Source organism: Bacillus cereus group sp. MG1, assembly GCF_040460035.1.
In the GTDB taxonomy this organism is placed as follows: domain Bacteria; phylum Bacillota; class Bacilli; order Bacillales; family Bacillaceae_G; genus Bacillus_A; species Bacillus_A cereus.
Genome location: NZ_JARVGY010000001.1, coordinates 32,206 through 58,573 on the forward strand (window position 1 = coordinate 32,206; position 26,368 = coordinate 58,573).

Here is a 26,368-nt window from a genome sequence, read left to right on the forward strand (position 1 = left end):
GAATCACAGCAAAAAAGCATTCTTTCTAATCGAGAATGCTTTTTTGAAATTTAATTGTTCTATATTTTCCCCAATTTATATCTTTGAGTTAAGCAAACCTGTAATAAATTTAGTCAAAAAATTCACCATATAATTAAGTATTATTTCTGAAATACATGTTTTACTTTTTCACCTGGAACGTTACTTCCTCCTCTTCCTTTTACATCTTCAATCATCATTGTAACAATCATGTCTGGCGCATTTGCATCGAAAGCTGCGAACCATCCCAGTTCTTTTCCGTCTGCTTCTTTCGACTCTTTCAGTTCTGCTGTACCAGTTTTACCAGCAAGCGTTACACCATCAACCTTTGCAATTCTTCCTGCGCCATCAGGGTCATTAATGACTTTAATTAATGCGCTCTTTAATATCTCTTGATTCTTTTTAGAAACCACATTTTCTTTCCAATTCCCTGCTACTTTTGCTTCTTTTAAAAGATGTGGCGACGGAATATTCCCTTCATTCACAATCGGTGCATATGTTAATGCTAAATGAAGTGGTGTCATTAGTACTTGTCCTTGTCCATAGCCCGTGTCTGCTAGTTGAATATCGTTTTTTATCCCATCTTTTGCAATGATTGAAATAGGAAGTTCGTATTCGATTGGTAATTTTTCATGAAATCCGTACTTTTTAAATTCATTTACATACTGATCTTTTCCCATTTTCAAAGCTTGTTGAGCAAAATAAATATTATCAGAGTACTTCATTGCCTTATCAAAATCAATTGGACTTGCATCCTTTACACGCGTTACATAGTAATTTCCCCAAGACGAATCTTTTGTCCACTTCGATCCTTGAATTTTAAATTCTTCCTTCGGATTTATTGTGTTTGTTTCCAAACCAATTGCACCTGTGATCGTTTTAAATACGGAACCTGGTACAAATGCTTGTGTAAAGCGATTCGTCATTGGTAGTTTCGAGTCGTTACTCCATGCTTCTCGTTGGGCTTTCGATGCTCCTCTAACTATTATATTTGGATTATAAGCAGGGCTACTTACAAGTGCGATTGTTTCACCTGTTTTAGGATTGACCGCTGCACTAGACCCTGCTTCAGTTTTCATCTCATTAAAGATTTTTTCTTGAATTGCAGCATCAATTGTTAACGTAACATTTTCTCCTTCTTTTGCTTCTTTTTTTGCTACGTTTTTAATCTCTTTCCCCTTCTCATCTTCTATAAATACGCGTCCACCCTTTTCACCACGCAATTTATTTTCTAACACTTTCTCTAAACCGGTCTTACCTACTAAATCATCTGCTTGATAACCTTGTTTTTGAAGTGATTTTAACTCCTCCGCATTCACCTTTCCTATGTATCCAGTTAAGTGTGCCGCTGCTTCACCTAATGGATACGTACGAATATTTACTGGGTGAGATGAAACTCCTTCTAATTCAATATAATCATTCTGTCTGGTTCCCTCTTTTAAAATACCAATTGGTACAAAGGAGTCTGGTTTTATCCATTTTGCTGTGAGCTTTTGTTCGACCTCTTCTATAGACATATCAAGTAATTGTGCTACTATTTCTTTCGTTTGCGCTGCTGTTTCGCCTAGTTTCTCTGGAATAATTCCAACCTCAGTCGCTTTACCATTCGTTGCAAGCCCTTTTCCATTTCGATCATATATTTCTCCGCGTTTTCCTTGCTCTATTTGCATACGTACTTTGTAATCTTTTTTCATTCCTGGAAAAATGAAGTCTGGCGTCCAATCTATTTTCCAAGACTCTTTATCTTTCACAAGTTTTGCTTCATGGATGAATGAAACTGATCCTACATCGGTATCCATCTTAACTTCAAAAAGAAAAAGCTCTTTATCTTTCGTATTCTCTCCTTTCATTTTAACTTTTAAATCCTTAGCTCCAATCCCCTCATAGATTTTTTGATATTTTTCTGTGAATTCTTTTTTAGAAATTGATTTTTTTGCATGATCTGATAAATGATCATACATATTTGTAAATTTTCTATCATTCCATAAATTGATATATTCTTCAAATGCTTGTTTTGGCGGTTCGTTTTTATTACATCCTACCAACATAACCGCGAAACAAACGAAAAGCAGCATCCATAATTTTTTCAATTCAATCTTCTCCCTTAGTTAAAAATGATGATTCCTTTCTTAATTTATTTAATAAAAAATGTTTTAACGCTTAATAGACAGTGAAAGTAAGGATATTGTTCCATATTTACCAAAAACTAAAAAAGAGTGATAAGAATTCCGTAAATTTGGAATCCTCATCACTCTCGTTTGATATTGTGCAAATCATGAATATGAAATAATAATTTCTAATTTTAAAAAATAATTTTAATTTTCCAACTAACGAGATAAAAATCATGTATTTGTTCTATTTTTAATAATTCATAAATTCGTTGAAATGTTCGCATCAAATTCATCTGATGTTTTGGTATCTATTTTTCTCCCATCAATTGTCATCTTTATTTTTTGTTTTTGGTTTGCTGTTACCACCCAAGCGTTCGGTAAATAACGATCTTCATGGGATAATGTAGACGGTGAATTTATAACCTTTCCTCCTAAATATAGCGTAGCAGAAGAACCTCCATCCATTGCCATTGCATTTATAGCTCCTTTTTCATATAGAATATCTTGACACTCTTTCAACGTAGCTCCTATACTATGTGTCTGTCTACCGTCAATAACTAGAAACATAATTGTACCATCTTCTTTTTGGGCCATAATACTTCTTGGAGCCGACCCCCAACCGCCGTCTCCTTCTGTAATCATTTTTTCTCCATTTACAATTAACTGTGGCATAAATCCAGCTGCGGAAACGACTTGTTTATCCAACAGTTGTTGGGTAGAATAATTTCCTGTTATCATTTGACCAAACTTTGTTAATCCCGTAATAATTGTAGGGGCATTTCTATCCATATTTGTATCAATAGCTTTCCCATTTTCTATCACAATTCCAGTAGCAACATTTCCTCCACCCCTTCCTGTTTCGTCAGCAAATCCACTTGCATTCACAGCAACAAGTGCATGATTACGTTTTGCCATTACACTAATTTTTTCTCCCCTGTTAGCACCCTGTGTTCCTTGATGGCTAACAAGTTTAACATTGAAAGGATTACTAATTGTTACTAACTTTCCTTCGAAAAGAAAGCGACTATCTTTATTACTTTTAATTGTTTCTACATCAATTTCTAATGGCTGATTTTTTAATTCTTCTAATCTTTTTCCTACTATTTTTTTATAAATATGCTCATCACTGTTTGACCATTTTGGATGATTAATTCTATCTTGCAGTTTATCTAGTTCCTTTTGGGATAGGAATGTATATTTCGCATATTGTGGATGCTGAGAAGTTAATATACTCCCAGCGATTGTTATACGAAGCTCTCGGCCATAGCTAGTACCAAATAGTATTCCTACGCCAATAATCATTAAAATAGAAAATAGAAGCAAAATTCGTTTGAAGATTTTTCTTAGATGTTTCATAGTTTTATCCTCCAGCATTCATTACATTCAATAAATCCATTAAAATATTATTTATCTAAAGACAAAAGTGTTTGATTTCCTCATGCCTGAATTCCCCACTATGTTTTAGCAATTAAGGCAACATACTTATTCCGGATTTCGTTTTTTTAGTGTATATTTATAAATTTAATAACGTTTTTGCAACCATGAAGTAAATTATTAATCCTGTTCCGTCAACAAATGTTGTAATAAATGGACCTGAAACAACTGCAGGATCTAGTTTTAATTTTCTTAGAATTAAAGGTAAAACAGCTGCTACAAGAGAAGCCCAAATAACAATAAATAATAAAGTAATTGCTACAACTTGCGCAACTTCTGCTCCAACTCCTAACATATAAGCACGAATGAGCCCAGCTATCCCAAGTGCAAGTCCAAGAAGCATACCAATTGCAAATTCTTTTTTCATTACACGGAAAATGTCTTTAAATTTTAACTCTCCAATACCAATTGCACGAGTAATTGTTGCTACAACCTGTGTTCCTGTATTCCCTCCAGTACCTACTAATAATGGAACAAAGAAAGCAAGGGCAACTACAGTTTCAATTTCGTCTTCAAAATACTTTAATACTGTACCTGTATATGCCTCAGCAACAAAAAGAAGTAATAACCATGGTAGACGTTTTAGGAAAATGCTCCAAATACTAGCTTCAAAGTAAGATTGATTCAATGGTTCACTTCCGCCTAACTTTTGAATATCTTCTGTAGCTTCTGCTTCCATAACATTCATTACGTCATCAAATGTTATAATACCAATCATTTTATTATTTGCTGTTGTGACAGGTATTGCTGCTAAATTATAATTCAGTAGCTTTTTTACAACTTCTTGCTGGTCAACTTCAGCGTGTACTGAAATTACCTCTGGCATCATGATAGTAGATAATATCTCTTCATCTGCTGCTAGTAATAACTCATGTATGGAAACGATTCCCTCAAGATAACCATGACTATTAAGAACATAACTATAAGATATTGATTCTACATTTTCAGAATGTTCCCTAATGTACTTCAATGTCATTTTTACTGACCAATTTCCTCTAACTGCAACAAAATCACTTGTAACAAGACTTCCTGCCGTTTCAGGTTTGAAAGTCATTAATTTTTTTACGTTATGTTTTGTAATTTTATCTAGATACGCCATTAATTTAGCCTGTTCTTCCGGATGAACCGCTAGAAGTAAATCTACTAATTCATCAATCGGTTGTAAATTCAGTAACTTTTTAGCTTTATTTTCAGATAAGTGAATTAAGATATTATATTTTTCTTCTGCACTCATATATTGAAGAACTTTAGAGCTTTTTAATACAGGAATCGTATTTAGTAATATGACTTGATCTTCAATTGAAAACTGTTTTACTTCTTGCGCAATATCATACGACGGAAGACGTAAAACTTTCTCTGCATCCAAGTTATTTTGGGTTATAAGTAATTCCTTTAATAATTTCTTCATGTTAACTCCTCCTCATATTGCTAAGGGAGACTCTAGAGTTTCATGAGTGGTTTTGTTTTATTTTATCTGTCTTAAATTTTTTATTAGAGCAATAATAGTTACATTGCAATCAATTCATTAGTTAGAATTACCTCCTTTTTGAATATAGACAAGATAAAAATAAATAACATTAAACAGAAAAACCTTTACTCAAAAAGGAGTAAAGGTTTTTTCACAATACAAACAAATGATTATTAAGACAGCTCTGCCGAAATCACAGAGGTGCCTTTCTATCAAATCGTATACCACTCCCTCGTTGAGTTTTAGCACTGTATAGCATAGGTTTTTATAACCAGCTACATTAAGAAGGGCCTTAATCCGACCGTTCCTGTTGACCCATTGGCGTCTCTCGACATTTTTGGGCAGCAGCGTTTCTCTATACAGGAGCCTCACCTAACAAAGTTTATTGAATTACTTCAAAATTTAAACCAGAATTTAATATTTGTCAACTGACTTTCAATTCCATTTATAAAAAAATCTTTTATAGAAAATGAAATTATATTTTATTATAAATTTAAAATTCCCCTTAAAAAACATAGAATTCAAATAGATTTAATTCGAAGAAACGTAATAAAACATATGAAACTTATTATTTTTAATCAAATTCCAACTTTATAACAAAAGATGAATAATTAGTCATTCTGTATACAAAAAGAACATTCACAAAAAATCTTCTTTTATGATTAAAATCTTCTTTACTGTTTATCAAATTTATATGGTTAAACTACTTAATCAAACGATACACTACAAGTCAAAAATATGTACTTATACAGAATGATTACAGACATTTTTTTATATCATTTCTCAAAGGACTATAAAGCAATAAAACAAATAAAATTAGCAATATGGTTGCTTGACAAGCAAAAAAAATATATTTATGCTTGCTACACGAAACAAACACATAAAATTTATATTGCTTAACCTGTTAGGTGAGGCTCCTATGCAAACACAGGCTATTGCCCAAAAATGTCGAAAGACGCCAATGGGTAGAACAGGAATTGTCGGATTAAGGCTCTTCTTAAGATAGCTAAGTAATGAATTTTCATTACTTTACGTTGTATAGTGCCAAAGCTCTACTAGGGGGGAAAAGCCTTATTTAGTCATGCCATTTTGAATCCCTCTAGTTACATACTAGGGGGATTTTTGCGTAAAAAACAGGGAATAAGTGATAGAATCTTTCTAAACAAAAGTCATATTTAGTAATTGACGAGAACAAGATTCTATTCATTAACAAATGTAATATTATGTTTTGTTTTAAATCAGGAGGATATTAAAATGAAAAAAATATTAAAACTCGATTATCTATTGCTCCTTCCTCTATTCATAACATGTACTTTAGGCATTATCATGATGTATAGTGCAAGCTCCATTGTCGCTGTCCAACATTACGGTTATAACAGTAGACATTTTGTTGATTCTCAATTAACAAAGCTACTTTTAGGAACAATAGGATTAATAATTTGTGCTTTACTCCCATATGAAATATGGAAAAAACGAATAGTCTCAATCTGTATTATGATTGGGGGGATTTTTTTATTAATTATGGTTTTATGGAAAGGAAAAGTGGTAAATAATGCTCAATCATGGATCTTTGGAATACAGCCAGCTGAATTTCTTAAATTAGGAACAATACTTGTAACAGCCCGTTTTTTTGCATTGCGACAAGAACAAGCTAAAAATAACTGGAGTGGTATCGGAAAACTTTTATTTTTTTTAGCTACAATTTTTTTTCTTATCTTTAAACAACCAAATTTAGGATCTGCACTTTTAATATTAGGTATAGGTTTTAGCATATTTCTTTGTTCAGGAATAAATATAAATCTACTAATCAAAAGAACTACCATCGGTTCTATTTTATGGTTACCTATTTTATATTATTTGATTCAATATAGTTTATCAGCAGTTCAAAAGACACGTATTACTACGATTTTCAATCCCTTTCTTGATGCGCAAGGAAATGGATATCAGCTTGTAAACTCTTTTATTGCCATTGGCTCTGGAGGAATCACTGGTCGTGGATTTGGAAATAGCATACAAAAAACAGGGTATCTTCCGGAACCACATACTGATTTTATAATGGCAATAGTTTCTGAAGAACTAGGATTTATTGGTGTATTTATTCTATTGGTGGGAGTTTTGACTATGGTACTTCGCTCCTTAAAAATTGCACAATTATGTGTAGATCCATTCGGCAGTTTTATAGCAATTGGTATAGGATGTATGATTGGTATGCAATCAGTTGTAAATTTAGGTGGTATTACGGGACTATTTCCTCTTACAGGTACTCCATTTCCATTTGTAAGTTTTGGTGGAAGTTCTTTAATGGTCAATTTAATAGCAATAGGAATATTGCTTAATATCTCAATTTTCAATAAAATAAGACATTCTCCTTTTTAAAATCTATTGTACTATAGTCATTTTTGTTACATTTAGAGAGATTATACAGGCTTTCATAATGATTTGATCAAACTGTAGATTTCTTAATTTTAGACGAACATTTAAAATATTTTATAGCATAGAATAGACAGTATACAGTAGACACCACTAATATCTACTAGGTGAATAAAAAAGAAGGAGAAAATAAATGACTCTAAATATAAATAGAGTATTCCCACGTAATTGGTATGCTGTGAGTTATGCAAAAGATATAAAAAAGATTCCAGTAAAAAAAAGAGTTGCTGGCAAAGATTTTGTATTATATCGGGATGAAAAAGACGAAGTTCAGGCCCTATCACCTTACTGCCCTCATCGTGGCGCTGACTTATCACTGGGACAAGTAGTAAATGGTAAACTAGTCTGTCCCTACCATGGTTGGGAGTTCGATAGTTGTGGTACTTGTGTAAGAATTCCATCCCAACCCAATAAACCTATCCCGAAATTTGCTCATACCCTCTCATACCCTGTAAAAGAAAAGATTGGGTTGATTTGGATATATCCTGATAATGAGGAAACTCCACCTGAATGGCAAACTTTTCATGTAATGGAGAACACTCCTTTTAAACTCTCTTTCTTCCACGCCACTTGGAATGCACACCTTACTCGATCAATCGAATCTGTGCTGGATATTGCTCATCTTGCTTATGTACATAAAAAAACGATTGGTAGAAAAACAAAAGCCGAATCAACCAATTATAAGCTGGAGGGAACACTGGATCAGTTTATATTCTCAAATGGTGATGCTTACCTTGAATACAAATTCCCACATCAGTGGATGCTTCACAGTGGCAAACAGGAGAATGAGTCATTTATTCAGTACATTACGTTTACACCAATTGATGAAGAAGAGACATTAATTATGGGATATACCGGAAGGACATTTTTAAAGTACTTCCCTTTACTAGACCAAATTTTAGCTAAATTTAGTTTAAGAGTACTAAAAGAGGATCAAATTATTGTAGAAAGTCAACATCCTAGACCTATACCAGAAGCTTTAAAAATGGAGGCCCATGTTCATGCAGATATGGCTCAAGTTCAGTTTAGAAAACGTTGGTTTCAGTTTTTACAAAATGGGTCTTGTTTTTCACTTGATTCAAGGCACGTAACGCAGTATTAAATATAGGTGTAGTGATGTTGATAGACGTGGATGCTACCCCATCGCCATCAAGCTAAAATTTTATAGTACCCCCTGAACCCAATTTTGTACTAACTCGTAACAAAAAATCCCTTCAAAAAAAGAAAGGCGCCTATGCACCTTTCTTTTGTAATTCATTCTCACTCTCTTAGCATTCAGAATCCCTTATGAATCACTTTAATGCGTCATTGTACGGACCTAATTACTCTTTAAAAAAGTAATAATTTGTCTCCTTACTTTTCAGTAACATATTTCCTCTTATTATTAAAAATAAGTCGTTTCTGCTTAATATTTTTACTATAACTCTAACTAGTGCTAACCAAAGGATCATAATAAGCCAAATATAATTTATTAATCACGTTTAAAGTACATAAGTCTGCACTGATTGAAAATGCAGAACCAGCATTAATATCGTTTAGCGTATTTCTAATCCGCTAACGACTTAAATCACCTTATTTCACTCTCTTCGGTAAAGCTGAGCCTGAATGTTCAATTACTAGATGAACATAAACATTAATGTCAGCATTACTAAAATAATTTTCACCTTGATCCCAATTCTTACTTATTTTCTTCCATTCTTTATAATTATTCCGCTTATATACTTCTCCTAATGCTAATACATCCACCTTATATTTTTTTGAACAAGCTGTATTGATTTTTGAATCCTTTGCTCCATCTCTTTTGAAATATCCTTCGTTAAGCGTTTTTTATCTCCATGCTCAAATGTTTTCAATTATTTTTGTTTCTCCAGATTTATTATAGAATCTTTCATCTAAAATTAGTCTGTTTTACCAGTTAACATAGAATTTGACAGACGAATAAATTCTTCTTTGCGATCTAAAAAAATGTATGTGCAATAAGAGTTATGTTTAACATTAACAAAACACTTAATATAACCAATAAACCATACACCCAAAATTTACTTCTTCATTGAAAAAACAACATTTTTAGCTAGATATAGTAAGTTATTTTAGGATGAAAAATTTAAAATATCTATCTTTATATACAGTTCAATATATTACTACAATTTTAACAAAGGACCACAAGCAATTGTAAAAGAGAAAATGAAAAAACAAATTAAGTTTTACCCTATACAATCATTAAAATATATTAAATTTATTGTTTAATTACCAATAAGAATTTCATAAAGAAAGCACAGACTTATTAAGGCACATATTTATCTAACCTACATAAAATAAAGATGTACAATTGCCTACTTTATGAATTTTTTATAATGATATATAGAAAGGATTCATTAAGTTATGTTTGTTGGGAAATAGCATTTATATTTCTTCTAAAATAAACAGGGTACAAATTGCACATATCGGCCTGTTTATTTTAGAGAAAAGTTGTTTATAAGTAGTTCTTTTCTTTAAAAGAAGGAACTACATTTTTTAAATTAAATTTCTAAATGAATAAATTTAGCACGAGAAAGGAATTGAACTTATGTCTAATTTAAATTTCATTTCTGATCAATTTGCTGCAATTCTTAAAGGAAAGAGTAAAATAAATCAAGGTGGTTGTTCGGTGTCTTTTCACCGCAATTTTAAGGTCCTGGTTCAAGGAAAACCAAGTGCCTATGTAGTTCCCGTCGGAGTAAGTTTTGAATCGTTGGATCAAAATGGCAATGCATTAAATTTAGGAGAAATCGCGGTTCTACAAGAAGAGATCCCTGCATTTATGAAATCAATTGTACAACAAGGAATTATTGTCAGTGCTTTACATAATCACTGGTTATACATGAATCCCTTAATTATGTATATTCATATCCAATCGGTAGAGCACCCGTTACATTTTGCAAGAAAATTGGCAAATTCATTTTTATCGTTAAGCAGCTATCCTGTTACTAATAACGAAGGGCAATAATTTATCTACAATCATAGATATAGTAATAATATGTACCAGACTCCATGCACGTTGCGCTTGTATAAATAGTATTATCTAATGTATCTTCTTCCGTTATTACTCCTCCTTTTGGAACCTCACAATTTTACAAAATACGAAAAATGACCGATATACCCTCTTCTTCGTTATCTATACCCTGAATATTTTATTTACCATACGCTGCCCGTATAAACCTTGATAGTAGGGTGAAATCTCCATTAAGTCCCATTGAACCTGAACCTTGTCCAAAAGCACTTAATGGTATATCCCCCTCGCATGGCTGCGATTTAAGACCTATATATTGTCTTACATTTTGTAAATGCCAATTAAACTCAGGACTATTAGTCACTACTCCTTGTCGATTCTAATACAATAGATTCACCCCATTTATCCGCTAAAATCCAATGTAATGGTGGAGTAACTCCTAAAGCAGGTAATGGTACCCCCAAAAAGGAAATACTAGCTACAAATTTCTTTAACTCTTCAACAGATTTGAATTGTGTCTTTCGAAACCAGAAGAAAAGCCAATAGATTTCTGAAAACTGGGCGTATGATTTGATATTGTAAAGCCCTCAGGCATCAATTTGTTCATCACCTATCATCATGTATCCCTTGGTTGAAACCATCAGCTTTTCTGTACCTCTTCCCAGTCGATAGCTCGAAAAGTTATGGGTGTTGAGCTCAACTTAACGACGACGAGAGCTGCTCCCCAATTAGTGATGAAACCCATTATCACATTTCGTATCATGTGGCATAGGTCCATCCAAGGAATCCAGAAAGGCAACGGCCTGTTTGAGGTTCCTCAAAAATAAATGCGCGAGATCCATAGAAAACCCGTTTCGAACCACAACGCGCATAATTGTCACTGCTTCTAGGTCTGGAGGCAATGGATATGCGGGTACTTGCCAGCCGAACACACGCAATTGTCGAGATAAATCATAAAGGTTCCAGTTTAATGTGTAACCTTTTTTCAGTTGCCAAGCGAAAACCGGAATATCCGAACCATCGGACAAAAGTTCGAATGGTTCCATCTCCTGAATTGCCTTGCTAAGAAAAAGAGCGACCTTTTGAGAAGCCCTTTGGACATCATAGTACCCACTTTTCCCCAAACGCAGGTAATTGTAATATTGTAGAAGCACTTGTGCGCCAGGACGTGAAAAATTCAAGGCAAAAGTCGGCATGTTCCCGCCTAAATAGGAGACGCGGAAGATTAAATCATCAGGGAGATCATCAGCTTCCCGCCAAATTATCCAACCCAAGCCAGGGTAGACTAATCCATATTTATGTCCGGATACATTGATGGACTTCACCCTCGGCAACTGAAAATCCCAGACTAAATCTGGTTGAAGAAACGGTGCTATAAATCCGCCCGAAGCCGCATCTACATGCATAGGAATGTCCAGTCCCGTTCTCTCCTGTAAATCGTCCAACGCTTTTGCAATGGCGGCAACCGGTTCGTAAAGTCCGGTATAAGTCTCACCGAGAATCGGTACCACACCAATCGTATTTTCATCCACGGCTGCAAGGACCCCTTGAGGATTTAATCGGGGATGCTCAGGGCTAACCTTCACATAGCGTGGTTCAACCTCCCAATAGTTCGCAAATTTTTCCCAAACGACTTGAACAGCAGAACTAAACACAATATTAGGCCGATCCACCGGCTTACCCTCTCTTTTTCGTGCATTTTGCCAGCGTCTCTTTAACGCAAGCCCCCCGAGCATACAGGCTTCCGACGATCCAGTTGTTGAAACGCCCATAGTTGTAAGGGGGCTGGGGGAATGCCAGAGGTTGGCTAAAATGCGGACACACCGCTCCTCAATTTCAGCTGTCTGTGGATATTCGTCCTTATCAATCATGTTCTTATCAAATGATTTAGCATATAAGTGCTCTGCGGTAGGTTCCATCCATGTACTAACGAATGTTGCAAGATTCAAACGTGCATTGCCATCAAGAGTCATTTCATCATGGACGATTTGATACGCTGTTTCTGGTAACATGCCTTCATCAGGCATGTGAAAGCGCGGAACGACTGATTCTCCTTTGCGGGCAAAAAGAGGATTTATAGAAAATTCGGGAGGCAGCTCCATTTGCACGTGACGCGGTAGATATTGTGGATTATCTGGCATAACCTCTTTTCCTTCATATGTATCGTTTTGCACTTCTTCTTTTCGATCCTGCGGCATACTAGTCCCCCTTAATTAATGGTTTAACAAATATATTATTTACAAAAAAACATTTGCTAAACCAAGGGACAATTCTAATAAAAGGTGATGCCATCATTCAAAATAAAGGAGTATAGTTTTTGATTATAAAATAGAAATTGATTTATATTTTAATGAAAATATTGAATGTTTTTAATATAATTATTGAGTTATGTATTTATAGAAACTTAAGAGGTATGATTATGGAGTTTATTACTTTTAAAGTAATTTGTATCTTTTTATTTTTAATGCTTATGACTTCTATAGAAGTTTTAGGATATGGAGTTCAACTTGTTGGGGCGAAATTAGCTTTAGTTGCATCGGCTTTTGCTAAATATAATATTATGTCTTTAATTGCTCGATTTTCTAATATGTTTCAACAACCATTTACTGTTTCTTTAGTTGATAGTACAGCAAAAAATGGTAGATTAGAATTACTAATTAAACAATTAGATTTTTGTTATTAGATTCTACTATGGGAGTAATACTTGGAGGGATTATTAGTACCATTTTTTATGAAAGTTCTTTCTAAAGCGCTAATACCATTGTCAAAAGATGATTCGTTTTTAAACATGTTCAAATTAATATGTTCACAAAAGAATTGATGCAACGTTAAAAAGAATGAGCCCGGTACAATACCGGACTTATATTCATACAACCGCTGTATTTTTCTGTTTAACTGTTGGGATTCAGTTCATAATGAAACATATTTTTACATAAAAGACTTTCGTATATAAATTTTTCAAATGATTTATTAGCGAATTGTTGACCAATATCACTTTTTTGAGTGAGTAATTTTTTAGATTAATGATATAATGAATTTTGTTCGTTTCTTTTATGTAAAATATTCTAGTTTTGCATTAGGAAAGAACTGTTTCATATAGGAATACAGATAGTTTTTTATATCCTCTTCTTCTTCTTTTTGATAAATGTATTTTCCAATTCCATATTTCCCCCATTTATACCTTCTTTTCTCTTCATCTAATTCTAGTTTTGTCATCGGGTAGTTTTTTTCAATTACTCTCTTAGCTGGCTTTGTAAAACGATGTTGAATAAATTCAAATGTAATATCATCCCGTGCATCAAGAGGTAATTCAGCATTTAGGCGTTCAAACATATGATAGTATCCTTCCTTCCAGCCTTCATGCAGGTAAATAGGAGCTACAATGAAACCAAGAGGATATCCAGCTCTAGCTACTTTTCCTGCTGCCTCAATTCGTTTAGCTAAGGGAGAAGTTCCTGGTTCAAAGTTTTTAATCACATAATCAGCGTTTACACTAAAGCGAAATCTTGTTTTTCCGTTATGTTTAGCATCAAGTAAATGATCTACATGGTGGAATTTCGTAACAAATCTCAATTTCCCATATTCAGATTCTCCAAAATGCTCAATGGCCCGTTTAAGGGTATGCGTTAAATAATCGATTCCTACAATATCTGAAGTACACGACGCTTCAAATCTTGTTACTTCAGGTGCACGCTCTTTCATGTATTTATCAGCAGCATCTAAAATTTCTTCAACATTTACATACGTTCGTATATAAGGCTTACTTCCCATCGTTGTTTGTAAATAACAATAATGACAATGTCCCATACATCCCGTCGCAAAAGGAATTGCATACTCTGCTGAAGGCTTGGAAGTATCGAATTTCAGTGTTTTTCTAACACCAACAACCAGCGTGGATTTTGCTACTCGATACCTTTGAAAATCGTTATCCCCTGGCAAATCTCTTACTTGATTATGGGAAGTAGTATGTCGAATTTCAACATCCATCTTTGAAAACTTCTCAAACAGCTCTTTCCCCAAAGGATAATCCAATGCTTTCGGTTCAAAATATACGAGCTTAGGCATAAATGGCTTATTCATTCTAACATCCCCTCTGAAATATCACCATAATAGTAAGTGTAAGCTTGGTTTGCCTCATCTTCGGTAGCATATATAGCCATCTCATTTGTTAGTGGATAATACGTTTCGTAAAGAAATAGTGCTAATTCATTAGGTCTTTCAGGATTATTTACAACTGCTGCAGCTTGTATGTTAGCTACGTCTTGAGTATGAGGATTTCGGTAAAAAATATAAACAATGTCACCAGCATGATACGTATTACTTTCAGAAGAAAATTCCATTCCATCACCATCTCATTTCATAAAATTCAATGCTCACAGTTTTACTTTCTAATTTCCTTGTAGTGTAACTATTTAATTACATTGATAATGATTACGTCATACAAACATATTTTGAAAAATGAATAATAAATGTACTCCCAAAAAGGCAAGCATATATCAATGCTTGCCTTTCGTTCTAACGACGATGTTCAACAAGATCGATTACACCTAAAACGACGTGTGCTAAACCAAAACCAAATACTGTATTTGCAATCATTTTATTAGTTCCACGAGTTTGTTTAAGAGCATAACCTGCTGCTGTCACTGCTGTACCTAAAGCTGTTGGAATTAATCCTTCACGAATGTCCACAGTGATGCCTCCTTGTTTCGTAGTTAGTAAATTTGTTTTAATGACTCGAAGTAAAGTATTAAAACAAGTATTAGTATTTTTCTTTTTAATAAAATTATGTGAAATTTTTATGAATAATATTTTAAATCCATAACAGCTATAAAGATTGAAAAAATTATTAATTAACAAATAAGAAAATATCTTCAAAACGTATTTTCTTATGAAAATTTTATACCTCAGACAAAAAAATCTTTGCGAAAATTCTCTCCATAAAAAGTGCTCCTAAATTTATATATATAGGAGCACTTTTTATGAAACACTATTCTTTATTTGCTTATGAACCACTTTATTATAATAACCATGCTTTACAACTTGCCTAAAATCATCTACCTCGATATCCATTCTTTCCGCAATATCTACAACAATTGTATTTTGTAAAACATTCACCACAAATCCCATTAATTTCAAATTATGATTTTTACGATATGAAAATTGAACGTAATCCCCAAGTGTTACTTCTTTATTATGTTTCATTTGGCGCCCCCTAAATTATCGATAATTATACAATAGTTTCCCCCTTTTTTACTTCTACATACGGGGTCACCAGTTTATCATTTTAGCCAATTCATCTCCCACCTACTTATTTTACGTTCCTTGAGGAAGGGGTCTTCTTGGCTAAAATGATAAAAAAAGACAAACTCTCCAATGTGAGGAGTTTGTCCAAAACCATGATTTCTTTAGTTTAACAATATAGAATTCAGTTCCGATAAGAATCTTTCTTTTTTCCATATCCCACGGTTTTTGCATCGATACTAACAATAGTGGATTAGAATAATGACTTAATACTTGCTAGGACAGTAAGAATACCTATAATAATGACAAATACATTGCTAGATTTCCCTTTGTATTTAGCAAGTACTGATACTTTATGGATTGCATACATTGGTAGTATACATAAGATAGCAGCAACTAGCGGACCGCTAAGGGCATCAATGATTCCAAGAATACTTGGATTTGTATAAGCAACATACCAGCATGTTAATACGACAAAAGTAAGAATCATTGTCTTAACTGTTTTTTCTCCTATATCTTTCCCACGTTTTTTACTGGACTTGATAATCATGTCACGCATTACCTCATACGCTCCTATATAATGACCAAGGAAAGACTTTGTAATAGCCACAAATGCAATGATAGGAGCTGCAATAGTGATTACTGGCGAATTAAGCTCATTAGCAAGATATGATAGGATTGACAAGTTCTGTTCTTTTGCCACCTTAAGATCATTTGGAGTCAAACTTAAGGTACTGCTCCAAACAAAGAACATAACAACTACGAATGTCATAATATAACAAACTTTTTGTATTTGAGCACATTTAGCATCAGTAGCATCTATTCCATACGTAGCTCTCTGTTTCATAACAAATGACGAAATCATAGGCGAATGATTAAACGAGAATACTATGATTGGAAGTATCATCCATATCGTTCCTAAATATCCCGTTCCTGTTGAAGCAGTAGAAACAGCTGAAAAACTAAGCATTGACGTATTCCACTGTGGAATCAAAGATATTGCGATAAAAAGTAGAGAAGCTATAAAAGGATACACTAGCATGCTCATGATCTTTACAGTTATATCTTGACCAAAATTTAGTATAGCGATAAGACCGAGTACTAAAACAAGCGATAAAATGGACCTTGGAGGCTCCGACATGTGCAATTGATGCACGATAAAGCTACTAGCGGTATTTGTAAGTGCGACCGAGTACATCAGCACGATCGTATAAATGGAGACAAAATATACAATATTAAAAATGATACTTGCCTTATTTCCAAAATACTCTCTTATTGTACCTGTAATCCCCTCATCGGCAGAGTTCGAAGCGTAAATCATTTTAGCAAGCGCCCTATGTGAATAATACATAACAGGATATGCAAGTATGGTAATTAACAGCAATGATAATAAACCACCTGAACCTGCATTAATCGGTAAAAAGAGTACTCCTGCTCCAATTGCTGTTCCAAAAAGGCTCAATGCCCAGGTAGTATCCTGTTTATGCCACTTTTTAGGGTCTAGATATTTCTCATTTTTTACTGCAGTGTTATCAGCTTGAAATTCTATGTTTTTTGCAGTATTCCCATCCATATAATAATTCCTCCTTGTGTCCTATTCTTAATTCTCTTTTTAAGATATAGGAATATAGACCGTTCTTGAAAAATGAATAGCTTATATAGTGCCCCACAACGAATATCCCCCTTCTAGGTTAATAAAAATCAAAAAATTAGCGAAGCATCAACCTGAAGGGTTTGTTACCACTTATAAAATATTTTAATTATATAGTAGTATATTTTATTGATAACTTCCCCAATATACAGACATCCTTAGGCGAACAATAGAGTAAAGATTGTTAGAAACTTCACAATATATTCGATAACTTATTGATTTGATTGTTTCTCCCCAAAGATTTTATTTTTAATGGAAATTCCTGTAGGTGTAGCTGCAATACCACCTAAACCTGTCTCTCTTAATTCGCGAGGCATCTGTCTTCCAACTCTATACATGGCTTCAATCACTTCGTCAGCATTGATGAGATTGTTTACGCCAGCTAATGCGATGTCCGCTGCTGCTAAAGCATTTGCCGTTCCAATGGCGTTTCTCTTTACACAAGGAATTTCTACCAAACCAGCGACCGGATCACAAACTAAACCGAGTAAATTTTGTAATGCAATCGAAAAAGCTTCAGAAGATTGCTGTGGCGTTCCACCCGCAGCTTCTGCCGCAGCTGCAGCCGCCATCGCTGAGGCACTTCCTACTTCAGCTTGACATCCTCCATACGCTCCTGAAATACAAGCGTTGTTTGCGACTATCGTTCCAAATAACGCTGAAGTGAATAGAAAATGAATCATATCTTCATGACTTAACTGCAACGTATCTTTAATACTAAATAGGACTCCCGGAATCGTCCCACTCGCACCTGCTGTTGGAGTTGCACAAATAGCTCCTAATGCAGCATTTACTTCATTAACACCGATAGCACTTTGAATCCCTAACACCATCAAATCTCCAGAAAGAGTTTTCCTATTTTCTCGATAGTTTTTAATTTTTACAGCATCCCCTCCGGTCAAACCTGTTGGAGAAAATACACCGTCGCCCTCGATACTTTTATTTATTGCATGTTGCATAGTCGCTAAATTTCGTTCCATTTTACTCCATACTTCTTCATAAGAAGTTTTAGTTTGTTTGATTTCCTGTTCGATTGCTAATTCATAAATTTGCTTTTGGCTTTTATTAGCTGCATCCACAATTTCTTTTATGGCCATATACATATTTTTCACTCCTTAATGTGACTAAAGAATAATAAGATTAGCTATATTGCTTAAATCTCCTAATTCCTTCTGAGCATTACCTGGCAATATCGAATCCAAAGCGAATGCATATAAATATTTTGTTTTATCTTCCAAACTATGAAAGTTGTTAATTTCCACATCATATTGTTTAAAGATCCTGCGTAAAACAAATTCAAAGTCAGCTCTTTCTGAAATCGCAATAACAACTGGCAATGGCCCCTGCAGATTTAAGCTAAATCCATCAATTTCAACATTTTTGACTTCAATCAACCCACCACCGACCGAAACACCCATTACTCTAATACTTCGACTTTCATCCTCTGCATATACATCTGCCGTATTTGGATGACCAGCAGGACTATTACCCAATTGTTCAATAAAGGTAATGTCAATTCCCTTAGACTCTGCTATTTTAATAGCATCTGGCACTTTGCTGTCATCAGCAGCTAAGCCTAATATACCAGCAATAATTGCAAAATCAGTTCCGTGACCTTTATGGGTTTCAGCAAATGATTCATAATACTTTACCACAACTTTTTTAGGAAGACCTTGAAATAATTTATTAGCAACTGTTCCAATAGCCAAAGCACCTGCAGTATGTGAACTTGAAGGGCCTATCATTATGGGCCCAATCACATCAAAACAACTTTTGTATTTAACAATCTTTTTTTCTTTAATAGATGCTACATTCATGTTCATATAAGCACCCCCATAATTTATTATTTTTAGCTGTAGTTGAATCTAAGTTATTAGAATGATCGATTCAAAACAAGTTTTGTTTGATAACGCTTTCTTTATTGAGTTGAATAAACTTCCCTTCTAATCCGCTATCCTCCGTATAGTAATCATATCAGTATGTCCAATTTTAAAAAATTACTGGCAAGTTCTTTAGAATTTTTAATCCAAAACGAGGTTTGATATTTTCTCTAGAGGTAATAAATTGTGTCTCGACGCCCTCATTATAACTTGTATATTTATAAGTTTAATCTTTTTTTATTTTCAGAAAGATTGAATAGACAGAATTTTGAATAGGTAATAAATTACACTTAGTATGTAGCAATTGTGTCCTTTGTTTGAAGCTGTATTAGTTAGTAAAAAAGCAAAAATAACACAGAGTTCCTTTCATAAACACATTGATTATATTGAAAAATCATTATAAAGATACTTATATTGTCTTTTGTTTGAACATCTTATTTTGAACGGGAAACCTGTTGCAATAAATAATTCATTCATATGAAAAGGAATACATTATAAAATTTAAAAACGTTTCAGTATATTAATTATACATTTTGTATAAATATTAATTATCAAAAAAAACTAACTTCTTATTAGGATCTTAACATAAAGGATACATTCCAAATAACAATGGAAATTCTGCTTTATCAATTTCTTTATACGTTATATTTCCCTCTTTACCTGCAACAGCAACTTGTACTTTTTCATTTGTTTTCACATCCTCTGCACCTATTGCACCACCCGCCAATAATCCTGTACTTAACAGACTATCGTGAACGAAAGTTAGAGAGTTATGGAACAAAATATAATGTGTATGTACATACATTTCTTTTAAAAGAAGTTTTGTAGTATGCAACTGAATTAAAAAAATATAGATTTTTATGACTCTTTTTAGGGGATATAGCAAAGTGGGATCTTTTATATGCACATTGCTATACCGAACTAGATTTCAGTATAGTATTTTTTTGCAACTCATTGATTTTTACCAAACACGTATAAAAACCAACAATATGAAAATAAACGACTGGCTAAAATTTTACTTTCAATAAAATAAAAAAGAACCTGCAAATTTGCAGATTCTCCTGATAATGATTTATATGAGTAAGACTCGGAAATATAATACAATGATTCAAAAATAAGTTCAAGTAAATTCAAAGAACCCGCTGGAGTTCGAGTTCTTTCAGAAGTGATGATGTTTTCTAGGCTTAGCAAAGTGAGAAAATACAAGAATATAATACATCGAGATTTAGAGAATTTCAATATTTAAATTAGAGGTTATTTTAATGTGATGTAACATCAGCATTTTGAAGGAATAGCAATGAATACCTTATACATTCCCAGTCTACATAACGCTTTATTATCAGTAGAAAGAAAAAGGAAAATCCCTACTTTCACAATAAATCCGCCTTGCTACTCTATTCATTTTTTGATACATTCCTATCCACCGTTTTAGGCTTCTCTTTTGTACTGTGTTAGCCGAAAAATTGTATAAATCATAATTCGTTTTTCTTCCACCTGTTTCACCCTTTTTACACCCTAGTTTTACAAAATAAGAAGTCATCAAAACTTATATTTATTACTTTCTGTTATCTCCTCTCTCTTGTTCTATGCATAGTCTATCTAAATTTTTATTAGCTACTAAAAAAAATTTACAGGACGATTAAAAAAAGCCAAGTGCATTGCACTCGGCTTTATGGTCGATTAAACAATTTTACTTCAGACGTATTAAACTGATGTAGATAGTCTTTAGTAGAAGTATAACCTGAATTCATGAGTGTTTTCTTTTCTTCTTCTGTGATATCAAAATTAAACGACGACGTAAAGAATGTATTAATAAATACAGTGCGGGCAGCATCTTCTTTGGTGGTTTTTCCGCTCTCATGACCTTTAATCATGGTTTGAGACAAATTCCATGCAAAATGAATAAGAGAATGGCCAATATGATGTTCTGTTGAAGTTGCGATATGTTTTAACATGGCAACCTCCGCCTGAGATTCTAAACGGAAACCAAGTGTTTCTTTGTTGTAGACAATTTCATCTGTAGGATCAAAGAAAGATGCATTGTATTTCGTGTGTAAGCTTCTTAGTGTAGAATGATCCTCTATATTGCTTATCAGTTTATTAACCTCGTCAATCGTATCTGTGGTCGTGAAGTGTTCTTCTTTATTCACAAAACTTTTCCGATCAAATAAACGAATTGGGTAGTTATCGAGTACACCTCCGTCTACATAATAATCTTTATCCCATTCCACAGATTTAAAAAAGAATGGGATGGACATCGAAATCCGCACAGCAACTACTAACGGGACATCAGGTGTCGTTTCGCGAGAAAACGTACGAAGTTGGTGTGTAGAAACGTTCGTTCCTTGAAAAAACACGTCTTTTCCTGTTTTGTCATACAACTGCTGAAAAGTTGTGTCCTTACTCCCTGTCCACTTTTCAACGATCTTTCCTACCCACTCAGTGAAGAAATCCCCTTTATAGATACCAAAACCATCAAAAAACAAACGAATGTTATCTTGTACAATCGAAAAATCATCATCTTTAAACGCTTTGAAATTCATGTCTTTGTGGATTTTCACAAGATCTGCGAATGGAATGGAAAGACCTAAAAGTAATGCAGTAATCGCTCCAGCTGAAGTCCCCCCAAATCGTTGTATTTCTGGTAAAATCCCTTCTTCATTTAGTGCACGGATAGCACCTATATAAGCGCTTCCCTTTACCCCGCCACCTTCAAATACTAAGTTACGAAATGGATATGCCATTATATACCTCCAATCAAGAAATTTTCGATCTGTTATAGTATCGGAAGTATATTGAAATATATTCCAAATGGTATTAAGAAAGTTTCATGTCCTCCGATACGTATGGCCGAATTATCTTTATTCAATGGATAAATTGTTTGAAAGGGAAGAAATTTGCTTGAAATGGTAATTTAGTTGGATAGGAAACAGGAAACGGAGCGCATCTTTGGATGCACTGAATAATATCCCCTTTTGAAATCGTATATAACGTAACTTCTTTTCCGATGCATTCTCCAAGTAAAATCACGAGTAAGAAATCAAGGAACAATCTACATTTCATAAATCCCTCACTCTCTTTAACATACAATCCAGTGAAATAATTTGTTTCAAATACGTAGAAATATGGTTTAACCAGCAATCAATGATCAGGTCTTCTTACCCTAAGTAAACCTAAATCTGTTTGTCTCCATACAGAAAGTGATAAATAGTTTTGTTTCTATTCAAATAGTACAATATATGCAAAATTACATATCTAATTAATTGCTTTTAATGTTATATTTTAATAGCGATGAATGCTATTATTTCATAAGTTGTCAACAAGCGTTATGTATGTATGAGAAAAAGGAAGGAGCCAAATAGGCCCCTTCCTTTTTCTACTAATTAACTAAATTACTCTCTGGTAAAAATTTAAATAGTAATGCTCATTTATAGACGTCTGATTATGCATTAAACATGCTAGCTTTGCTTGCTGTCGGAAAAATTAAAGACGATAGTCAAATATGTCCTTTCATTACTTTATATTGAAATAAATAATGATTCAAAGTTATTTTGTGAAAATTACACAAAAAATACCAATTCGTCGTTTACCTAACAATAGATAATATAGATAAAGAAAAAATACTAAAGGATATCACAGTGTAGTAGTCTCTAGTATCTTTTCATAGTATTTTAGCGGCTATGCAATACGGAGGGATAAAAAAAGGACCTCTTACGGAAAGATAAGAGGTCATCAAAAAGATAAAAATGTTGTATTTGAAACACGCGAGTTTCTAATTCACATCATAACACAATATATTTATATATTCAATATATACATTAAAGATAAGTAATGTATGTTCAAAAAACACATGGAATATTAATTTGTAACAGTATATATTTTCCTCTTTTATTCTATTTCTTCTACAATGCCGTGATTGTAACAAATATCCCTCTTTCTTTTTTGGATGATTACGAATAAAAATACTACATGTTTTCTGTCTCACTTGGAATAAAGCATCATGGTAAAAATACAATGCTGACAAGTAAAATACTTAATACAATCAACCCTATCCCTAACATCATCCATTCACCCTTTTTAGAATTTTAAAATTTAGCCCTTCACTTTCATATACTTCTCTTTTACATGAGCCAATAAGTCCCTCAGCTTATTCTCTGAAGGGTGTTCTTGATTTTCTGGAACTTCTCTGCCATAGGATGAAAAGTTTTGTGAGCATGCACTAGTTGTTACTTTCAATTTCGCGTATGAGGATGTACGCTCATCATAACTGGATTACGTCTTCTTGGGGATAAAGGGGACAGGAAAGTTGCTAAGCTAGCGTAAGGTGCTAAATTCCCTCAAATTATCTCAAAATTTGGATACTCATTTAATATTTCTATACTCTCCAACTTATAACAAAACACATCGCAAAATATTTTTACGATGTGTTTTAAAAGGGAAATCATCATCAAGTTTTTCACCCATATTTTTATAAGGAGTTTTACCATTGAGGATAAACGCCTTCATTTCAAAACAGTTCTTTTCATTTGTATACGATATGTCTCACACATATAGTATACAAATTATTACACTTACTTTTCTTCACCGCTTGCTTGCATGGAATTAAAAGTCCAATTTAATTTCAACGCATCTCCTTGTACAGCTTTTGCTTGTAATTTCTCACCATCTACTTTTGTTAAGCGGAACGATGGAATAGATGCAGTACTTTCCCCAAGATAACTTGTAATTTCACCATCTACATTGTTATATACGATTACTGCCTTTGCGCCTGCTTCCTTAGCATGCTTAATATTTATTGAAGAAAAGGTGATGCATACAATAATCAAATCTAATTAACATATTATTTAATTATCGGTAGCGAGATTAAAGAGACTCCCTACTCTCAGGAAGGGACCTCCAATTCATATTATTCCCCCTATTTCTATGTTTCTTATTTGATTCTAATTAACTAACTGATTAGGGTTATTGCAAATCAAAATAATAAAACCACATCTCCAATTATTAGATAACTATCTAATACATTGGAGGTGCGGTTCACTTAGGTCATTGATGTTTCAGCTATTCTCTTTATTTGAAAATTACATCTACCATATTAATTTAATATTATATTCCTCAAGCCAACTATTAACTTGAAGTAAATAATCTATTATACCTCGTGCATCATTACCTGAAATTACTTCGTCTTTTCCTTCTGCAATAGCACGAACTCTTTCTACATTAATTAATGGCAAAATAGGTGATTCAGGATTGTTCAACACATGTAACATCCAATCACTAATACCTTGTAGATAAGAGGCATCCTTAGTGCTTGGATATGCACTTTTTTTGCGATAACGTACATCCTCTGGAAGTACATTTTCAAAAGCTCTACGTAAAATACCTTTTTCAATATTGTCTATGCTTTTCATTTCGAATGGGACATTCCATAGGTATTCTACAAGTCGGTAATCGCAAAATGGAACTCGTACTTCAAAGCCATTCATCATACTTGTGCGATCTTTTCGTTCTAGCATAAATGGCAAGAAACGTGTAATAAACATGTAAGACATTTGACGTTGCTTCATTTGCAGATCACTTTCACCTTCTAAAAAGGGAACCTCAGCAACTGCATCTTCAAATTTTTGTTTTTGATATTTTTCAGGGCTAATCTTCGCTTTAAAATCCTCTGATAAAATTTCTGTACTATACCATAAATTAACACTCCAAGGGAATATCTCTGCATCTAGAAACTTCTCTTGATGGAACCATGGATATCCTGAGAATACTTCATCTGCGGATTCGCCTGAAAGTGCAACTGTTGCATCTTTTTTCATTTCCTTAAATAACAAATAAAGAGACGTTTCTAATTCTCCAACTCCAGGTAGATCACGCGCTCGCATTGGAGTTAATAAATGCTCTATTAAACTATCTGATCCTAACTCTATAGAATGATGCTTTGTTCCTACATATTCAGCCACACGTTTCACCCAAGGTTCATCACGATCAAAACGAAGGAAGTCTTGCTCAAAATCTTTTTCATCATTGATGAAATTCAGGGAATATGTATGAAGACGTTCCCCCTTATTCCCAAATTCGTTTCCTGCTAAACCTGTTAAACCACTGGAATCTAAACCTCCAGAAAGCATAGATACCACTGGTTTATCAGCAATTAACTGACGTTTTACCGTATCTTGTAAAATGGAACGGATTGTCTCAACTGTTGTATCAATATCATCTACATGTTCTTTACTTTCAAGTTTCCAATACTGTGTCGTAGTCGAGCCATTAGAGGTAAACGTCATGTAATGCCCAGCACGCACTTCATGTATATCCTTGAAAATAGCATGACCAGGAGTACGTGTTGGCCCAAGACAAAATATTTCAGAAAGTCCTTCTTTATCTACCTCTGCATCTACAAATGGATGCGAAAGTAAAACTTTTAACTCTGAACCAAAGAGAATTGCGCTTCCCCTTTGAGCAAAAAATAAAGGCTTCACACCTAGATGATCACGACCAAGCATCAATTTCCCAAATCTTTCATCCCAAATACCAAAAGCAAAAATCCCATTTAGATGTTGAACACAATCTTCTTGCCATTCTAAGTAAGCATGTAGTAATACCTCTGTATCCGACTTGGTCTGAAATTTATGACCTTTCTCCTCAAGTTCTTTACGTAATTCTTGATAGTTATAAATTTCTCCATTGAACGTAAGGCCAATCATATCATTTCCATCTTTATAGAGCATAGGTTGAAGGCCACCTTCAGGATCAATGACGATGAGACGTCGATGACCTAATGCCGCTCGTTTTGAAAACCAATGCCCCTCTGCGTCAGGTCCTCGGTGAATGATAGCATCTGTCATTTTTTTTAACGTTTCTTGTTCATTAGACAGGTCTTTAGACCAGTCTATCCACCCTACAATTCCACACATAGTGTCTACCTTCTCTCAAATAGTATAGAAACCGACTAAAATCGAATATCAGTCGGTTTTCCGTAAAAAATCCGACTAAAAACATCTTTTAGTCATGTTTATATAATAAAATGAATTGAATAAAAAATCAAATAATTCAATCAAGAAAGAAATCATCGTCCGATTAAAAAATTATTACCTTAAACTTTCATTTTTATCTTAAGTGATACAGTTGCATTCTATTATAGTTATATAC

Annotated in this window: 19 protein-coding genes, 4 pseudogenes and 2 riboswitches; of the genes and pseudogenes, 4 read left to right on the forward strand and 19 right to left on the reverse strand. The window is 33.7% G+C overall.

All coding sequences use genetic code 11. The features are described 5' to 3' along the window. Positions 1-140 precede the first annotated feature (140 nt). The 3 genes from QCI79_RS00235 to mgtE all read right to left on the reverse strand — a co-directional run bounded on the left by QCI79_RS00235 (position 141) and on the right by mgtE (position 4,971). Positions 141-2,108 carry a penicillin-binding transpeptidase domain-containing protein gene (locus tag QCI79_RS00235; RefSeq protein WP_000737767.1) on the reverse strand — a complete coding sequence of 656 codons (1,968 nt, stop codon included), beginning with the start codon at positions 2,106-2,108 and terminating at the stop codon, positions 141-143. Positions 2,109-2,387: 279 nt separating this feature from the next. Beyond that, a complete protein-coding gene (locus QCI79_RS00240) occupies positions 2,388-3,485 on the reverse strand; it encodes a phosphodiester glycosidase family protein (protein WP_000681825.1) in 1,098 nt (365 codons plus the stop codon). A gap of 157 nt (positions 3,486-3,642) precedes the next feature. After that, entirely contained in the window at positions 3,643-4,971 is a 1,329-nt protein-coding gene (mgtE, locus tag QCI79_RS00245) for a magnesium transporter (RefSeq protein WP_000734824.1), read from the reverse strand. Between the two features lie 281 nt (positions 4,972-5,252). Next, positions 5,253-5,418: riboswitch (M-box (ykoK) riboswitch) on the reverse strand. A 506-nt stretch (positions 5,419-5,924) separates the two neighbouring features. Next, positions 5,925-6,101: riboswitch (M-box (ykoK) riboswitch) on the forward strand. A gap of 184 nt (positions 6,102-6,285) precedes the next feature. On the opposite strand from mgtE, the gene QCI79_RS00250 reads away from it, so the two are divergent. Beyond that, a complete protein-coding gene (locus QCI79_RS00250; protein ID WP_000722113.1) occupies positions 6,286-7,407 on the forward strand; it encodes an FtsW/RodA/SpoVE family cell cycle protein in 1,122 nt (373 codons plus the stop codon). A 187-nt stretch (positions 7,408-7,594) separates the two neighbouring features. After that, positions 7,595-8,563, forward strand: a complete 969-nt coding sequence (locus QCI79_RS00255) for an aromatic ring-hydroxylating oxygenase subunit alpha (protein ID WP_000174195.1) — start codon at positions 7,595-7,597, stop codon at positions 8,561-8,563. Positions 8,564-8,783: 220 nt separating this feature from the next. On the opposite strand, the pseudogene QCI79_RS00260 reads toward QCI79_RS00255, so the two are convergent. Together QCI79_RS00260 and QCI79_RS00265 are read right to left on the reverse strand one after the other, a co-directional pair. Beyond that, a pseudogene (locus QCI79_RS00260) lies at positions 8,784-8,852 on the reverse strand (HXXEE domain-containing protein); the annotation flags it as partial. Between the two features lie 181 nt (positions 8,853-9,033). After that, positions 9,034-9,293, reverse strand: a pseudogene (locus QCI79_RS00265) (Ger(x)C family spore germination C-terminal domain-containing protein); the annotation flags it as partial. Between the two features lie 734 nt (positions 9,294-10,027). Here QCI79_RS00265 and QCI79_RS00270 point away from each other — a divergent pair. Beyond that, complete coding sequence (locus QCI79_RS00270; protein ID WP_000067578.1) at positions 10,028-10,447, forward strand: DUF1259 domain-containing protein; 420 nt, start codon at positions 10,028-10,030, stop codon at positions 10,445-10,447. A gap of 4 nt (positions 10,448-10,451) precedes the next feature. On the opposite strand, the pseudogene QCI79_RS00275 reads toward QCI79_RS00270, so the two are convergent. Together QCI79_RS00275 and gad are read right to left on the reverse strand one after the other, a co-directional pair. Continuing rightward, positions 10,452-10,968 (reverse strand): annotated as a pseudogene (locus QCI79_RS00275) (linear amide C-N hydrolase); the annotation flags it as partial. Positions 10,969-11,178: 210 nt separating this feature from the next. Further along, positions 11,179-12,648, reverse strand: a complete 1,470-nt coding sequence (gene gad, locus QCI79_RS00280) for a glutamate decarboxylase (protein ID WP_001135435.1) — start codon at positions 12,646-12,648, stop codon at positions 11,179-11,181. A gap of 221 nt (positions 12,649-12,869) precedes the next feature. Between gad and QCI79_RS00285 the strand changes: the two genes are divergently transcribed. Further along, positions 12,870-13,133: a lipid II flippase family protein gene (locus tag QCI79_RS00285; RefSeq protein ID WP_000394421.1), complete on the forward strand. Its 264-nt coding sequence runs from the start codon at positions 12,870-12,872 to the stop codon at positions 13,131-13,133. 368 nt (positions 13,134-13,501) lie between these two features. Here the strand turns inward: QCI79_RS00285 and splB are convergent, their stop codons facing one another. From splB to asnB, 12 genes and pseudogenes are all read right to left on the reverse strand, one after another. Further along, positions 13,502-14,530: a spore photoproduct lyase gene (gene splB, locus QCI79_RS00290; RefSeq protein WP_001039641.1), complete on the reverse strand. Its 1,029-nt coding sequence runs from the start codon at positions 14,528-14,530 to the stop codon at positions 13,502-13,504. Next, on the reverse strand, positions 14,527-14,790 hold the full coding sequence (locus QCI79_RS00295; RefSeq protein ID WP_000396091.1) for a transcriptional regulator SplA: 264 nt from the start codon (positions 14,788-14,790) through the stop codon (positions 14,527-14,529). The genes splB and QCI79_RS00295 overlap by 4 nt, the downstream gene beginning before the upstream one ends. A gap of 175 nt (positions 14,791-14,965) precedes the next feature. Then, positions 14,966-15,139 carry a hypothetical protein gene (locus QCI79_RS00300; RefSeq protein WP_000354585.1) on the reverse strand — a complete coding sequence of 58 codons (174 nt, stop codon included), beginning with the start codon at positions 15,137-15,139 and terminating at the stop codon, positions 14,966-14,968. Between the two features lie 288 nt (positions 15,140-15,427). Beyond that, positions 15,428-15,652, reverse strand: a complete 225-nt coding sequence (locus QCI79_RS00305) for a DUF2187 domain-containing protein (RefSeq protein ID WP_000682214.1) — start codon at positions 15,650-15,652, stop codon at positions 15,428-15,430. 292 nt (positions 15,653-15,944) lie between these two features. Continuing rightward, complete coding sequence (locus QCI79_RS00310) at positions 15,945-17,264, reverse strand: aromatic amino acid transport family protein (protein WP_000348954.1); 1,320 nt, start codon at positions 17,262-17,264, stop codon at positions 15,945-15,947. A 290-nt stretch (positions 17,265-17,554) separates the two neighbouring features. Then, positions 17,555-18,445 carry an L-serine ammonia-lyase, iron-sulfur-dependent, subunit alpha gene (gene sdaAA, locus QCI79_RS00315; RefSeq protein WP_000281776.1) on the reverse strand — a complete coding sequence of 297 codons (891 nt, stop codon included), beginning with the start codon at positions 18,443-18,445 and terminating at the stop codon, positions 17,555-17,557. Positions 18,446-18,466: 21 nt separating this feature from the next. Further along, positions 18,467-19,165, reverse strand: a complete 699-nt coding sequence (locus tag QCI79_RS00320; RefSeq protein ID WP_001057000.1) for a serine dehydratase beta chain — start codon at positions 19,163-19,165, stop codon at positions 18,467-18,469. 637 nt (positions 19,166-19,802) lie between these two features. After that, positions 19,803-20,027 (reverse strand): hypothetical protein, encoded by a 225-nt coding sequence (locus QCI79_RS00325; RefSeq protein ID WP_170857913.1) that lies wholly within the window; start codon positions 20,025-20,027, stop codon positions 19,803-19,805. An 865-nt stretch (positions 20,028-20,892) separates the two neighbouring features. Next, the gene (locus tag QCI79_RS00330; protein WP_000331137.1) at positions 20,893-21,966 is read right to left on the reverse strand and encodes a patatin-like phospholipase family protein; all 1,074 of its coding nucleotides are present in this window, start codon (positions 21,964-21,966) and stop codon (positions 20,893-20,895) included. Between the two features lie 121 nt (positions 21,967-22,087). Continuing rightward, positions 22,088-22,285, reverse strand: a complete 198-nt coding sequence (locus QCI79_RS00335) for a hypothetical protein (protein ID WP_000650125.1) — start codon at positions 22,283-22,285, stop codon at positions 22,088-22,090. Positions 22,286-23,817: 1,532 nt separating this feature from the next. Continuing rightward, positions 23,818-24,033, reverse strand: a pseudogene (locus QCI79_RS00340) (PA domain-containing protein); the annotation flags it as partial. 273 nt (positions 24,034-24,306) lie between these two features. Continuing rightward, on the reverse strand, positions 24,307-26,133 hold the full coding sequence (gene asnB / locus QCI79_RS00345) for an asparagine synthase (glutamine-hydrolyzing) (RefSeq protein WP_000334322.1): 1,827 nt from the start codon (positions 26,131-26,133) through the stop codon (positions 24,307-24,309). Between the last annotated feature and the right edge of the window lie 235 nt (positions 26,134-26,368).

What these genes read in the sequence shown, in the direction of transcription:
- QCI79_RS00305 (WP_000682214.1), bottom strand. Translation starts at nt 15,652, where the DNA reads ATGAAACATAATAAAGAAGTAACACTTGGGGATTACGTTCAATTTTCA.
- QCI79_RS00250 (WP_000722113.1), top strand. Translation starts at nt 6,286, where the DNA reads ATGAAAAAAATATTAAAACTCGATTATCTATTGCTCCTTCCTCTATTC.
- QCI79_RS00255 (WP_000174195.1), top strand. Translation starts at nt 7,595, where the DNA reads ATGACTCTAAATATAAATAGAGTATTCCCACGTAATTGGTATGCTGTG.
- asnB (WP_000334322.1), bottom strand. Translation starts at nt 26,133, where the DNA reads ATGTGTGGAATTGTAGGGTGGATAGACTGGTCTAAAGACCTGTCTAAT.
- QCI79_RS00310 (WP_000348954.1), bottom strand. Translation starts at nt 17,264, where the DNA reads ATGGATGGGAATACTGCAAAAAACATAGAATTTCAAGCTGATAACACT.
- QCI79_RS00330 (WP_000331137.1), bottom strand. Translation starts at nt 21,966, where the DNA reads ATGGCATATCCATTTCGTAACTTAGTATTTGAAGGTGGCGGGGTAAAG.
- gad (WP_001135435.1), bottom strand. Translation starts at nt 12,648, where the DNA reads ATGCCGCAGGATCGAAAAGAAGAAGTGCAAAACGATACATATGAAGGA.
- sdaAA (WP_000281776.1), bottom strand. Translation starts at nt 18,445, where the DNA reads ATGTATATGGCCATAAAAGAAATTGTGGATGCAGCTAATAAAAGCCAA.
- QCI79_RS00285 (WP_000394421.1), top strand. Translation starts at nt 12,870, where the DNA reads ATGGAGTTTATTACTTTTAAAGTAATTTGTATCTTTTTATTTTTAATG.
- QCI79_RS00335 (WP_000650125.1), bottom strand. Translation starts at nt 22,285, where the DNA reads ATGAAATGTAGATTGTTCCTTGATTTCTTACTCGTGATTTTACTTGGA.
- QCI79_RS00240 (WP_000681825.1), bottom strand. Translation starts at nt 3,485, where the DNA reads ATGAAACATCTAAGAAAAATCTTCAAACGAATTTTGCTTCTATTTTCT.
- QCI79_RS00320 (WP_001057000.1), bottom strand. Translation starts at nt 19,165, where the DNA reads ATGAACATGAATGTAGCATCTATTAAAGAAAAAAAGATTGTTAAATAC.
- QCI79_RS00295 (WP_000396091.1), bottom strand. Translation starts at nt 14,790, where the DNA reads ATGGAATTTTCTTCTGAAAGTAATACGTATCATGCTGGTGACATTGTT.
- splB (WP_001039641.1), bottom strand. Translation starts at nt 14,530, where the DNA reads ATGAATAAGCCATTTATGCCTAAGCTCGTATATTTTGAACCGAAAGCA.
- mgtE (WP_000734824.1), bottom strand. Translation starts at nt 4,971, where the DNA reads ATGAAGAAATTATTAAAGGAATTACTTATAACCCAAAATAACTTGGAT.
- QCI79_RS00325 (WP_170857913.1), bottom strand. Translation starts at nt 20,027, where the DNA reads ATGTATGTACATACACATTATATTTTGTTCCATAACTCTCTAACTTTC.
- QCI79_RS00270 (WP_000067578.1), top strand. Translation starts at nt 10,028, where the DNA reads ATGTCTAATTTAAATTTCATTTCTGATCAATTTGCTGCAATTCTTAAA.